This is a genomic window from Rhizobium skierniewicense Ch11 (genome assembly GCF_023757665.1).
Lineage (GTDB): Bacteria > Pseudomonadota > Alphaproteobacteria > Rhizobiales > Rhizobiaceae > Agrobacterium > Agrobacterium skierniewicense.
Window position 1 is genome coordinate 251,218 of record NZ_RXPG01000030.1, and the last position, 11,633, is coordinate 262,850.

Below are 11,633 nucleotides of genomic sequence, written 5' to 3' on the forward strand. Positions count from 1 at the left end.
CTTCCATGCGTGATGGTGGCAATGATTTTTGCTGTTACGCCTTTTCCAGGGCGATCGCTATGCCTTGGCCAACGCCGATGCACATCGTGGCAAGCGCCTTATCTCGACCCGTCAGCGAAAGCTCGAGCGCTGCCGTCCCCGTTATTCGCGCGCCGCTCATGCCGAGGGGATGCCCCAGTGCGATGGCGCCGCCATTGATGTTAGCGCGAGGATCATCATCGGCGATGCCAAGCTGGCGTAGCGTTGCCAGCCCTTGTGACGCGAACGCCTCGTTCAGCTCGATGACATCCAGCATGTCTTGCGTCCAGCCAAGCCGTGACAGAAGTTTTTGGGACGCCGGTGCCGGACCGATGCCCATCACGCGAGGAGGGACGCCAGCCGTTGCTCCACCGCTGATGCGGGCGAGGGGCGTAAGGCCATATGTCTTGACCGCCGCCGCCGAGGCAATGATCAGGGCCGCCGCGCCATCATTGACGCCTGAAGCATTACCCGCCGTGACGGTGGCACCCTCCATGCGATTGATCGGCTTCAATTTCGCCAAAGCCTCAAGGCTTGTCTCGCGGGGGTGCTCATCCTTGCCAACGATAACAGGATCGCCCTTTCGTTGGGGAATGCTGACCGGAGTGATCTCTTTTGCCAAACGTCCGTTCGCCTGCGCCTGCGATGCTTTTTGCTGGCTGCGAACCGCGAATGCATCCTGGCTCTCTCGCGAAACATGATAGTCGATGCCGACATTGTCGCCGGTTTCCGGCATGGAATCGACACCGTACATCGACTTCATTGCCGGATTGACGAAACGCCATCCAATCGTCGTGTCGTAGATTTCAGCGTTTCGCGAAAAGGCAGATTCTGCTTTCGGTATCACAAAAGGCGCGCGGCTCATGCTTTCCACGCCACCGGCAATCATCAGCTCCGCCTCGCCCGATTTGATGGCGCGCGCAGCGGTCATCACCGCATCCATGCCAGAGCCGCACAGACGGTTTATAGTCGTGCCGGTGACCGACACCGGCAATCCTGCGAGCAAGGATGCCATGCGGGCCACATTACGGTTGTCTTCACCGGCCTGGTTGGCGCAGCCGAATATCACGTCGTCCACCGCTTCCCAGTCAATCGTCGGATTGCGCTCGACAAGCGCCTTTAAGGGAATGGCGCCCAGATCATCGGCGCGTATGGAAGACAATGCACCCCCGAAGCGGCCGATCGGAGTGCGGATATAGTCACAGATAAAAACGTCGCTCATGGCGTACCTCACAGTTCGGGCGCGGCAAGATCGGCCACATCCCCATCAATATGGAGTTTGGCGCCGGTCATGGCCTGCAAATCGTCAATCGTCATACCTGCCAGTTTCTCTCGCAGAACGAACCGACCATCGACAACATCGACAACGGCGTGACTGGTGTAGATGCGGGTAATGCAGCCCACGCCTGTCAGCGGAAATGCGCATGTTTCAACGAGCTTTGGTTCGCCCTTCTTCGTGACATGCTCGGTAATGACAAAGACCTGCTTTGCGCCGTGCACCAGATCCATAGCGCCACCAACGGCCGGAACGCCTTTGGAGCCGACGCGCCAGTTGGCCAGATCACCATTTTGCGCCACTTGATAGGCCCCAAGAATAGCAACATCCAGATGTCCGCCGCGCACCATGGCGAAACTGTCGGCGTGGTGAAAGAAGGCAGCGCCCTGCTTGAGCGTTACGGCCTTCTTGCCGGCGTTGATCAGGTCCCAGTCCTCTTCGCCTTCTGGAGGCGCTTCACCGAAATTCAGAATACCGTTTTCGGTGTGGAAGATGGCTTCGCGTCCGGGGGGCTGATAGCGAGCGACCATTTCGGGAAAACCAATGCCGAGATTGACATAGGCGCCGTCTTGGATGTCCTGCGCCGCGCGCCAGGCGATCTGGGCATTGGAAAGCTTGATGTCTTCGAACGTGTTGAGAGCGTGCGTATCGTCGGTCATGCGTAGGCCACTCCTGCGCGGATAAGTTCTTCTTCCTGTTGCGGATGTTCGATCTGGACGACCCCGTCCACGAAAATTCCGGGTGTCACCACCTGTTCAGGATCAATGGTGCCTATTGGCACGATCCTGGAAACCTGCGCAATTGTCGTTGCTGCTGCCATGCACATCAGGGGGTTGAAGTTGCGGCCTGCCTTGTTGTAGGTCAGGTTGCCGTGAGTATCGCCCAGCTGAGCCTTGACGATGGCAAAGTCCGCCTTCAACCATCGCTCCTGCACATAATGGCGTCCATCGAATTCGGCTATCGGCTTGCCCTGCGCAAGCTCTGTCCCATAAGCGGTCGGAGTATAAAAAGCGGGGATGCCTGCGCCGCCTGCACGAATGCGCTCGGCAAGTGTTCCCTGTGGAACCAGTTCCAGTTCTATCTCGCCTGCCAGATATCGGTCGGTAAAGGCACGTGGGTCCGATGAGCGGGGAAATGAGCAGATCATCTTGGCGATCATCCCGGCATCGATCATGGCGGCAATGCCGATGCGCCCGTTTCCTGCATTGTTGTTGATGACCGTCAGGTTTTTCGGGCCCTTGTCGATCAGGGCATGGATGAGTTCGATGGGCGCGCCCGAACCGCCAAAGCCGCCAATCATGACGACGGCGCCATCACCAATCGCGCTCACCGCATCGGCAGCACTACCAATCGTCTTGTCCATAGGTCGACCTCCCGGATTTTGTCCAACTGGCCACAGCTAAATCCGAACGCATCTCGACCGCAACCATTTTGTGCGATATATCATATTTGTTCGATTATCGCACGAAACGTTAGGTGGATGATGACCAGTGACAGAGACATGATGGGCGGGCTTGCCAAAGGCTTGAGCATCATCGAAGCTTTCAGTGCGGAACGACCCCGTCTCTCGATCTCTCAAGCGGCGGAGATTGCGGGCCTTGATCGGGCCACCGCACGACGCTGTCTTTTAACGCTCGCGCAGCTCGGTTACGCTGCTTATGACGGCAAGTTTTTCACGGTCACGCCCAAGGTTCTGCGCCTGGGTACGGGATGCCTCGCCACCATGCCGCTGCCGCGCATCGTCCAGCCGTTGCTGGACCAACTTTCCGAACAGATTGGCCAGAGCACATCCGTTTCCATTCTTGATGAAACAGATATCGTCTATGTCGCCCGCGCCGCTCAGCGACGGGTCATGTCCATCGCGCTGATGCCGGGCTCCCGTCTTCCAGCCTATTGCACGTCAATGGGGCGGGTCCTTCTTGCGGCCATGAGCATGGACGACAGACGAAAACATCTCGCATCAATCTTGCTGGAGGCGAGAACGGAAAAAACCATCACGGATATCGAGATGTTGATGGTTGAACTCGACGTAACGAGGACACGCGGCTACGCGTTGATCGATCAGGAGGTTGAGGTCGGTCTAAGATCTGTCGCGGTACCGCTGAAAAACATTCACGGCAAAACAGTCGCAGCGCTCAATGTCGGTCTACCCGCATCGGCGGCATCGATGGCGGAACTGGTGGAGAATTATCTGCCTTCGCTTCTGAGGGTTCAAGCAGAGCTGGCAAGAATGTTGGTTTGATCGCCCGATGGAGGCGAGATCGACAGTCTCTTCTGTTCGGCCACGCGCCAGGCGCGCGGGTTCATCCCTGTTTCGCGCAGAAAGAAACGCGAGAAATAGGCTGGATCGTCAAATCCCAAACCATCCGCCACCATCTGCACCGTTGACACCGTAAACAGTAGTTCCTGCTTGGCGATGTCGATCTGTTTCTGCGCAACGAGGCGCTGAAGGCTGATGCCGGACTGTTGTCTAACAAGGCGGTTGAGATGTGTTTGTGATATGCCCAGTTGCTCGGCGTAAAACGCCGTGCGTTTTTGTTCGCGGATATGACGGGCCACCAAATCCAGCAAGCGCTCGAAGCGTGCGCCATTGTCATCCGGGCCAGCGTCGCGAAATGTTTGCTGCGATATGCGGGCAAGATGGACCGTTAAAGAGACGATCTGACTTTCGATGAGCGCATTCGACGCCAATCCGCCACTCGAATATTCACGGAGAATCGTTTCGCAACATGAACGCACATCATCGAGCGCTCCGTGAGTTTCCAACATCATTGACGTCGGGTTTGTGAAATACCGACGCCAAAGCGCTTGAACCGCAGCAGGCAGAGCGGACGGTATGATGGTGACGATAATGCCTGTGATATCGGGCGAGAACCGGAAGCCATGCTGGAAGCCGGGCGGGACCACGATCACGGCTGGTGGCGTGATGACCTCAACCTGACCCTTCAGCACAGCATCGCCTTCTCCGCCTGAGACAAAGAGGATTTGCAAAAATCCCTCATGCCTGTGAAGCCCGATCTCAAACCTGTGAAGGCTGCTACGGGAATACAGCGTTTCGCAATGAAAGCGAAAATCCACCTGCTGAGCTGGATCTTCACCGTAGAGATGGTCTTCACCGAAACGCGTCATATCTTTGTCCCCAGATGTATGGTCGGATAGTGCAAGAATTGTGTTTGAAAGTCTATTGTAAGGTCGGAACCGAAGCGGCAAATCTGCGTAAGGGAGAAACAGTTTCGGGAGATACAATGCGCACTCAAGTCGTCATCATCGGCTCCGGGCCAGCGGGCTTGCTGCTGGGGCAGCTCTTGGCAAAGTCCGGTATCGACACAGTCCTCGTGGATCGGGTCGGAAAAGATTACATTTTGGAGCGCGTTCGTGCGGGTGTGCTGGAAGAGGGCACCGTTCGTCTGCTTGAGGACGTTGGTGTTGCCGCTCGCCTTCAGAAGGAAGGGCTGCCGCATGATGGCTTTTCGCTGGCGTTTGATGGACGCGATCACCGCATTGATCTCCACGATTTGACAGGTGGAAAACGGGTCATGGTCTATGGCCAGACCGAAGTTACTCACGACCTGATGGATGCGAGAGAACGCCACGGCCTTGTCACCATCTATGATGCTGCCAACGTACAGCCGCACGATTTCGATACCGATAAGCCCTATGTGACCTACGATAAAGACGGCTCGACACAGCGCATCGACTGCGATTTCATTGCTGGTTGCGATGGTTTCCACGGTGCAAGCCGTAAAGCCGTTCCACAAAGCGCCATCAAGGAGTTCGAGCGGGTTTATCCGTTCGGCTGGCTCGGCATTCTTGCCGATGTCCCACCGGTCAATCATGAACTGATCTATGCCAACCATCCGCGTGGCTTCGCGCTCTGTTCCATGCGGTCCGAAACGCGCAGTCGCTATTATATTCAATGTTCCCTTGACGAGAAAGTCGAAAGCTGGAGCGATGACAGGTTTTGGGACGAGATCCGTCTTCGCTTGCCAACGGAGCATGCGCAAGCGATGGTCACCGGGCCGTCTTTCGAAAAATCCATCGCGCCGCTTCGCTCTTTCGTGGCTGAACCCATGCGGTTCGGGCGGATGTTTCTGGCGGGCGATGCCGCCCACATTGTCCCACCCACGGGTGCCAAAGGGCTCAATCTTGCGGCCAGCGATGTTTATTATCTCAGCAGCGCACTGATCGAATATTACAAGGACCGTTCCGAAGCTGGCCTTGACACTTACTCCGCCCGCGCTCTGTCTAGGGTGTGGAAAGCCGTCCGCTTTTCCTGGTGGATGACGACGATGATGCATCGCTTTCCCGATACCGGCGACTTTGGCCAAAAGATACAGGAAGCGGAATTGGACTATCTCGTGCAATCACGGGCCGCAGCCACGGCGCTTGCGGAAAACTATGTCGGATTGCCCTATTGACGCGGCGAGGCAGCGAGTGCCTCGGCTGTCTCGCGGATCGTCTGCATCAACAGCGAAAGCGGCAGTGACGGTTGCGTGTCGGCGCGCATGGTCAGACCGACGGGGCCGCTGGTATCAGTTGTGTCGAGCGGCAGCACCGCGAGCGTTCCATCGGCCACATCCGCCGCAATCACGCCTTCGGAGATGATCCAGATGGCATCGCTTGTTCGCAAAAATGCCCGACCGAAGGCATCGGATACGGTCTCGATCCGGGTTGGCAGTTGCGACACGCCGTGGGCCAGCAGAAACTGATCGACAACAGGCCCGATCACGGAATTCCGCGTTGGTGTCAGCACGGGAAACTCGTGCAGTCGCGCGAAAATTGACGTCGTTTCCACGAGCAAGGGATGCTCTGCCCGCACCACGAAACGAACCCTTTCAGAATAGAGATGTTCGAACGAAAAACCCGTCATCTTCTCCGGCGCTGCCAATCGGCCGACGACCAGGTCGAGATCGCCGATCCGCAATTGCTCGAGCAAAACGGCGTTTTCGCCGGTTACGATTTTGACAGTACTACCCGTGTCTTCTTTCAGAAAACTGGCCATGACCTTCGGCATGATACTGACGGAGACGGTCGGCAATGCGCCGATCCTCACCGGCACGCCACTTCTGGATGCGTCCTGCGACACCGAATCCATCGCCTGCCGCAGCGCCGTCATGGCGGCGCCCGCATGTTTCAAGAAAATCTCGCCGTAACGGCTGAGCTTGATGCCCCGCCCATCACGCTCGAACAGCACGACGCCGAGCACCTCTTCCAGTTCCCGAACCGTCTTGGTCACCGCAGGCTGACTGACATGCAGGATAGTCGCCGCCTTGACCACGCTTTTTTGACGAGCGACTTCCACGAATGTCTGGATGTGACGAAATTTGAAGCGACTATCGATCATTCATATAATCTAACGGTTATGTTAATTGGCAATAAACTCATTTTACTTAACCATTTTTAGCTTGCAAGGTGATTTCCAGGAGGATCGTTTCCATGCAATTTCTGCTGTCCGGCACGCTGGCTCTTCATTATTCGGCGGTTGCTCTCGACGCCGCAAAACCCGTCATTGTGTTTATCAATTCGTTGGGAACGGACTTTCGGATCTGGGATGACGTCATGGCGGAACTCGGCGATGGGTATGCCTTCGTCCTGCACGACAAACGCGGTCACGGATTGTCAGATGTTGGTGCCACGCCCTATTCCATAGACGATCACGTCAATGATCTCGAAGCACTGCTCGATCATCTCGATGTCAAGCACGCCATCATTTGGGGCCTATCCGTTGGCGGTTTGATCGCGCAGCGTCTTTATGCGCGCCGACCTGATCTCGTGCGTGCACTGGTTCTCAGCAACACGGCGCACAAGATCGGAACCGCAGAGATGTGGAACGACCGCATCGGACATATCGAACGCGAGGGCATAGCCCCATTGGTAGACGGTGTCATGGAGCGCTGGTTCACGCCTGCGTTTCGCTCGCCCGAAAACGTCATGTATCTGGGCGCGCGCACCATGCTGGCGCAGCAGAACAAGGCCGGATATGCCGCGACTTGCGCTGCTATTCGCGATGCTGACTACACTGAACAGGCGGCAAAAATCTTCGTTCCGACACTGTGCGTTGCTGGCGACGGTGATAAGTCGACGCCGCCTGATCTGGTGCATACCCTGTCTTCGCTCATTCAAGGGTGTCGCACTGCCATCATCGACGATTGCGGGCACATTCCGTGTCTGGAGCAACCGGGCGCCTATGCCGCCGTTGTCGATCATTTTCTGAAATCCCTGCCGGAGTTTTGACACATGGCCGAAGCCACGACATCCAACAGGTTCGAACAGGGCATGGTAACACGCCGCAAGGTCTTGGGAGACGCTCATGTCGACCGTGCTCAGGCGGCATCGACAGCTTTTGACGAACCTTTTCAGCGCTTGATTACCGAATCCGCCTGGGGCAACGTCTGGTCGGGCGAGCAGTGGACGAAGCGCGAGCGCTCCATGGTGACGATCGCGCTACTGGCCGCGCTCGGCCAAGATGAAGAAGTCGCGATGCATGTGCGCGCGACCGCCAATACCGGTGCGAGCGAGGAGGATATTCGCGAAGCGCTGATGCATGTGGCGATTTACGCTGGTGTTCCGGCCGCCAACCATGCTTTCAAGATTGCAAAGTCGACGCTTGCGGAAATGCGAGCCACAGCTTTGCCGCAGGAGGAAAAGAAATGACCAACAAGCCGCCAGAGACCGGGCCGTTTTTCGCCCGAGATCACAGTCTTCATCCTCCCGCTTACGCGCCGGGATACAAGACATCCATTTTGCGGTCTCCTCAGCGTGCCCTCATTTCTTTGGAAGGTACCAAGAGCGAGATCACCGGCCCCGTCTTTGGGCATGGCATGCTCAATCCGCTCGATAACGACCTCATCTTGAATTATGCGCGGCCCGGCGAATTGCCGATCGGTCCGCGCATTCTCGTGCATGGCCGCGTTCTTGATGAACGTGGAAAGGGTATCGAAGGCGCGCTTGTGGAGTTCTGGCAGGCCAATGCCGGTGGTCGTTATCTCCACAAGAAGGAGAGTTACCTGGCCCCGGTCGATCCGAATTTCGGTGGTGTCGGCCGCACCATCACGGATGCGGATGGCTACTACTGGTTCAAGACGATCCAGCCCGGGGCCTATCCATGGCCCAATGGGGTCAACGACTGGCGCCCGGCCCACATCCATTTCTCCGTGTTCGGCCACGGATTTTCACAACGTTTGATCACCCAGATGTATTTCGAAGGCGACCCGATGATCTGGCAATGTCCGATCGTCAAAACCATTCCTGACAAGGCTGCCATCGAGCAGCTTGTCGCAGCATTGGACATGACATCGGCCATTCCCATGGATATGCGCGCCTACAAATTCGACATCGTCCTACGGGGGCGCCGTTCGACCCTGTTTGAAAACCGCACGGAGGGTAACTGACATGGTTCAGCCACTTCACTACTTCAAGGAAAGTGCGTCTCAGACAGCGGGTCCCTATGTTCACATTGGCTGTACGCCAAATTTCGTCGGTATCAACGGTGTGTTTGCGCAGGATTTAGGGTCTGGTGCTCTTTATAACGAACGTGCCAACGGCGAACGGATCACCATTCGCGGTACCGTTTACGATGGTGCTGGAAATGCGTTGAAGGACGCGCTCATCGAAATCTGGCAGGCCGATGCCGAAGGGCTCTACAACAGCCCGAGTGAGACACGTGGCACGGCTGACCAGAATTTCTCCGGTTGGGGCCGCTCTCCCGGCAATATGGATACAGGCGAGTTCGTGTTCGAAACCATCAAGCCGGGCAAGGTTCCGTTCAGGGACGGTCGCTGGATGGCGCCACACATCACGTTTTGGATTGTCGCACGTGGCATCAATATCGGCCTTCATACACGTATGTATTTCCCGGAGGAGGAAGCGGCCAACGCTGTCGACCCGGTGCTGGCGCGGGTCGAGCACAAACCGCGCCTGCCGACGCTGATTGCGAAGAAAGAAGACGGCAACACATACCGTTTTGACATCCGGCTGCAGGGTGAAGGCGAAACCGTCTTTTTTGATATTTGAGAATAGAATGAGCCTGTCCCCGTTCGAACATTCTTTTCTGGGCGGTCTTTTCGCCGACGAAGAAACAAGCGCTTTGTTCAGCGCCGAGGCCGATGTCGCCGCGATGCTTCAATTCGAGGTGGCGTTGGCCAAGGCGCAAGCAGCCTGCGATGTCATATCGAATGATGACGCGGTGCGGATCGCCGACGCGCTGAATACGATCGTGATCGATTACCCGTCATTACGTGAAGGGGTTGCAAAGGACGGAGTTGTGGTTCCGGACTTCGTGCGGCAACTGCGTTCGGTTGTCGGTGGACAGGCGGCGACCAGGGTGCATTTTGGGGCGACCAGCCAGGACGTGATCGACACCAGCCTCATGCTGCGTTTGAAAGCGGCTGCTGAAATTATCATGGCACGTCTGTCATCCTGTGTTTCTGGCCTGCAAAATATCGCTTCGCGTGACGGGTCGAAACCGCTGATGGGCTACACGCGCATGCAGGCGGCGATTTCCATGACGGTTGCTGACCGGGTTACCAGTTGGCAGCAACCTTTGGTCGGTCACCACGAAAAGCTTGCCGTTATGATGAAGCGTGGCTTTGCGCTTCAATTCGGTGGTGCTGTCGGGACCCTCGATAAGTTTGGTGATAAAGGCGCTGACATCCGCGCTGAGCTTGCCAGACGACTGGGCCTTGTCGATACGGCACAGTGGCACAGCCAGCGGGATTCGATCGTTGACTTTGGGCATTGTATCGCTCTGATCACTGGTTCGCTGGGTAAATTCGGACAGGACATCGCTCTATTAGCCGAAATGGGGAACGAAATCCGCCTTGCAGGCGGTGGCGGATCCTCCGCGATGCCGCATAAGCAAAATCCGGTGGTAGCTGAAACACTCGTGACGATTGCTCGTTTTAACGCGGTGCAAATGTCTGCCCTGCATCAGTCCATGGTACATGAGCAGGAACGTTCAGGCGCTGCATGGATGCTGGAGTGGTTGGTGTTGCCACAAATGGTCGTCGCGACCGGCAGTGCTCTTCTGCTGGCCGAACGTCTGATAGAGCAGATTGAACATCTGGGCAGCTGATACATTAGCAAAGATTTTTTTAGGAACCATTGCCTCCGGACCACGTTTACCGGGCAGGAGAGCGGTCGTTTAAATTGCACATGATTGTGCCACAGGTCATCGGAATCTATCGTTTCCCGATAACCTCAAGACGGCAGCCGAGCTTCCCAACCACTTGGTGCTCTCCTCATCTTCGAACTGCCGACCGAAGGAGCAACAGATGGAAAAGACCGAAACGCGTAAGCTTGCGGAAGAATACATGCTCCTCGGTGGCACACGACAGGTCATGATTGACGACAACAAAACCTTTGTTCGTCAATATGAGAACGAGCCTGAGGAGGCTGAGCGTTTCTGGCAAGATCGCATTGCGGTTCTTGAGAAGGAACGCAGGGATGATGTGGAATTCTTTCTACCGTCCGTCAATTCCGACGAAGCCGATTGAGCTTCATAAAAATCTAATCATATCCAAAGGAGAAAGCCATGACGGCTATCAACGCTGCAAAGATTTTGATTCTGGCAACAGATGGTTACGAACGCTCCGAATTGCGCGTCCCCTACGAGCAGCTCAAGCTGAAGGGCGCAGACGTGAAGATCGCTTCTATTGAAGAAGGTCAGATCAAGAGCTGGGACGACAAGAACTGGGGCGATAGCATCGCGGTCGATCTTCTCGCCAAGTCGGTCCGTATCGAAGACTTCGATGCTCTCGTCCTGCCAGGCGGCCAGATCAACCCCGACGTCTTGAGAACCAACGAAGATGCGATGCGGGTCGTGCGCGACTTCGTCAAATCCGGCAAGGTCGTTGCCGCCATTTGCCACGCGCCCTGGCTGCTGGTTGAAGCTGACGCCGTTAGAGGTCGTCAGGTGACGTCTTACGGCTCCATCAAGACAGACATCAAGAATGCTGGTGGTATCTGGAAGGACGAGGAGGTCGTAACGGATAAGGGGATTGTTACATCCCGTTCGCCAGACGACCTCGATGCCTTCGTTGCCAAGATTGTCGAAGAAATCGAAGAGGGCCGTCACGAACGACGCGCTGCTTAATATTGACGTCACACTAGAATGGGGGCCGCCATGAAAATGGCGGCCCTTTTTTTGTATGCTGAACAAAAACGCTTGATGTGCTGGATATGGCCAGCATTTGCTCTTATTGAGGGTCAGCGATTGCTATCTGCAGGTCTGTCGAGCACGTCTCTTGGTCAGAATGGGCCGATACGGACACACCGATCAAAAATGTCGCCGGATTAATGTGCAGTTTGCAGAACCGAGCCTTCATTTTTGCAAGACCTC

Annotated in this window: 14 protein-coding genes; 9 read left to right on the plus strand and 5 right to left on the minus strand. The window is 56.2% G+C overall.

Annotated elements, in window-relative coordinates; translation table 11 throughout:
- Positions 1-34: 34 nt before the first annotated feature.
- Genes pcaF through EKM04_RS21075 form a run of 3 tightly spaced genes read right to left on the minus strand, consistent with a single transcriptional unit; the run spans position 35 to position 2,657 of the window.
- Positions 35-1,240, minus strand: coding sequence for a 3-oxoadipyl-CoA thiolase (gene pcaF, locus EKM04_RS21065; protein ID WP_183893283.1), 1,206 nt, complete (start codon positions 1,238-1,240; stop codon positions 35-37).
- 8 nt (positions 1,241-1,248) lie between these two features.
- Positions 1,249-1,953 (minus strand): CoA transferase subunit B, encoded by a 705-nt coding sequence (locus tag EKM04_RS21070; RefSeq protein ID WP_174155150.1) that lies wholly within the window; start codon positions 1,951-1,953, stop codon positions 1,249-1,251.
- On the minus strand, positions 1,950-2,657 hold the full coding sequence (locus EKM04_RS21075; protein WP_183893285.1) for a 3-oxoacid CoA-transferase subunit A: 708 nt from the start codon (positions 2,655-2,657) through the stop codon (positions 1,950-1,952). Before EKM04_RS21075 ends, EKM04_RS21070 begins: the two co-directional genes overlap by 4 nt.
- A 117-nt stretch (positions 2,658-2,774) precedes the next feature.
- On the opposite strand from EKM04_RS21075, the gene EKM04_RS21080 reads away from it, so the two are divergent.
- Positions 2,775-3,536: an IclR family transcriptional regulator domain-containing protein gene (locus EKM04_RS21080; protein WP_183893287.1), complete on the plus strand. Its 762-nt coding sequence runs from the start codon at positions 2,775-2,777 to the stop codon at positions 3,534-3,536.
- Here EKM04_RS21080 and EKM04_RS21085 read toward each other — a convergent pair.
- Positions 3,506-4,423 (minus strand): helix-turn-helix domain-containing protein, encoded by a 918-nt coding sequence (locus EKM04_RS21085; protein ID WP_183893289.1) that lies wholly within the window; start codon positions 4,421-4,423, stop codon positions 3,506-3,508. The genes EKM04_RS21080 and EKM04_RS21085 overlap by 31 nt on opposite strands.
- A 116-nt stretch (positions 4,424-4,539) precedes the next feature.
- Here EKM04_RS21085 and pobA point away from each other — a divergent pair, with 116 nt between their 5' ends.
- Complete coding sequence (gene pobA / locus EKM04_RS21090) at positions 4,540-5,712, plus strand: 4-hydroxybenzoate 3-monooxygenase (protein WP_183893291.1); 1,173 nt, start codon at positions 4,540-4,542, stop codon at positions 5,710-5,712.
- On the opposite strand, the gene pcaQ is transcribed toward pobA, so the two are convergent.
- Positions 5,706-6,638 (minus strand): pca operon transcription factor PcaQ, encoded by a 933-nt coding sequence (pcaQ, locus tag EKM04_RS21095; protein ID WP_174155140.1) that lies wholly within the window; start codon positions 6,636-6,638, stop codon positions 5,706-5,708. The genes pobA and pcaQ overlap by 7 nt on opposite strands.
- Before the next feature lie 92 nt (positions 6,639-6,730).
- Here pcaQ and pcaD point away from each other — a divergent pair, with 92 nt between their 5' ends.
- The 7 genes from pcaD (at position 6,731) to EKM04_RS21130 (ending at position 11,387) form a co-directional block, all read left to right on the plus strand.
- The gene (pcaD, locus tag EKM04_RS21100) at positions 6,731-7,528 is read left to right on the plus strand and encodes a 3-oxoadipate enol-lactonase (RefSeq protein WP_183893293.1); all 798 of its coding nucleotides are present in this window, start codon (positions 6,731-6,733) and stop codon (positions 7,526-7,528) included.
- A 3-nt stretch (positions 7,529-7,531) separates the two neighbouring features.
- Positions 7,532-7,948 (plus strand): 4-carboxymuconolactone decarboxylase, encoded by a 417-nt coding sequence (gene pcaC / locus EKM04_RS21105; RefSeq protein WP_174155136.1) that lies wholly within the window; start codon positions 7,532-7,534, stop codon positions 7,946-7,948.
- Positions 7,945-8,685 (plus strand): protocatechuate 3,4-dioxygenase subunit beta, encoded by a 741-nt coding sequence (pcaH, locus tag EKM04_RS21110; RefSeq protein ID WP_174155134.1) that lies wholly within the window; start codon positions 7,945-7,947, stop codon positions 8,683-8,685. Before pcaC ends, pcaH begins: the two co-directional genes overlap by 4 nt.
- A 1-nt stretch (position 8,686) precedes the next feature.
- Positions 8,687-9,307: a protocatechuate 3,4-dioxygenase subunit alpha gene (gene pcaG / locus EKM04_RS21115; RefSeq protein ID WP_174155132.1), complete on the plus strand. Its 621-nt coding sequence runs from the start codon at positions 8,687-8,689 to the stop codon at positions 9,305-9,307.
- A gap of 7 nt (positions 9,308-9,314) precedes the next feature.
- Complete coding sequence (locus tag EKM04_RS21120) at positions 9,315-10,367, plus strand: 3-carboxy-cis,cis-muconate cycloisomerase (RefSeq protein WP_183893295.1); 1,053 nt, start codon at positions 9,315-9,317, stop codon at positions 10,365-10,367.
- 199 nt (positions 10,368-10,566) lie between these two features.
- Positions 10,567-10,788 carry a hypothetical protein gene (locus EKM04_RS21125; RefSeq protein ID WP_183893297.1) on the plus strand — a complete coding sequence of 74 codons (222 nt, stop codon included), beginning with the start codon at positions 10,567-10,569 and terminating at the stop codon, positions 10,786-10,788.
- Positions 10,789-10,826: 38 nt separating this feature from the next.
- Positions 10,827-11,387, plus strand: coding sequence for a type 1 glutamine amidotransferase domain-containing protein (locus EKM04_RS21130; protein ID WP_174155129.1), 561 nt, complete (start codon positions 10,827-10,829; stop codon positions 11,385-11,387).
- The last annotated feature ends 246 nt before the right edge of the window (positions 11,388-11,633 follow it).

What these genes read in the sequence shown, in the direction of transcription:
- pcaQ (WP_174155140.1), bottom strand. Translation starts at nt 6,638, where the DNA reads ATGATCGATAGTCGCTTCAAATTTCGTCACATCCAGACATTCGTGGAA.
- pcaH (WP_174155134.1), top strand. Translation starts at nt 7,945, where the DNA reads ATGACCAACAAGCCGCCAGAGACCGGGCCGTTTTTCGCCCGAGATCAC.
- pcaC (WP_174155136.1), top strand. Translation starts at nt 7,532, where the DNA reads ATGGCCGAAGCCACGACATCCAACAGGTTCGAACAGGGCATGGTAACA.
- EKM04_RS21075 (WP_183893285.1), bottom strand. Translation starts at nt 2,657, where the DNA reads ATGGACAAGACGATTGGTAGTGCTGCCGATGCGGTGAGCGCGATTGGT.
- pcaD (WP_183893293.1), top strand. Translation starts at nt 6,731, where the DNA reads ATGCAATTTCTGCTGTCCGGCACGCTGGCTCTTCATTATTCGGCGGTT.
- EKM04_RS21080 (WP_183893287.1), top strand. Translation starts at nt 2,775, where the DNA reads ATGATGACCAGTGACAGAGACATGATGGGCGGGCTTGCCAAAGGCTTG.
- EKM04_RS21120 (WP_183893295.1), top strand. Translation starts at nt 9,315, where the DNA reads ATGAGCCTGTCCCCGTTCGAACATTCTTTTCTGGGCGGTCTTTTCGCC.
- pcaG (WP_174155132.1), top strand. Translation starts at nt 8,687, where the DNA reads ATGGTTCAGCCACTTCACTACTTCAAGGAAAGTGCGTCTCAGACAGCG.
- pcaF (WP_183893283.1), bottom strand. Translation starts at nt 1,240, where the DNA reads ATGAGCGACGTTTTTATCTGTGACTATATCCGCACTCCGATCGGCCGC.
- EKM04_RS21125 (WP_183893297.1), top strand. Translation starts at nt 10,567, where the DNA reads ATGGAAAAGACCGAAACGCGTAAGCTTGCGGAAGAATACATGCTCCTC.
- EKM04_RS21130 (WP_174155129.1), top strand. Translation starts at nt 10,827, where the DNA reads ATGACGGCTATCAACGCTGCAAAGATTTTGATTCTGGCAACAGATGGT.
- EKM04_RS21070 (WP_174155150.1), bottom strand. Translation starts at nt 1,953, where the DNA reads ATGACCGACGATACGCACGCTCTCAACACGTTCGAAGACATCAAGCTT.
- EKM04_RS21085 (WP_183893289.1), bottom strand. Translation starts at nt 4,423, where the DNA reads ATGACGCGTTTCGGTGAAGACCATCTCTACGGTGAAGATCCAGCTCAG.
- pobA (WP_183893291.1), top strand. Translation starts at nt 4,540, where the DNA reads ATGCGCACTCAAGTCGTCATCATCGGCTCCGGGCCAGCGGGCTTGCTG.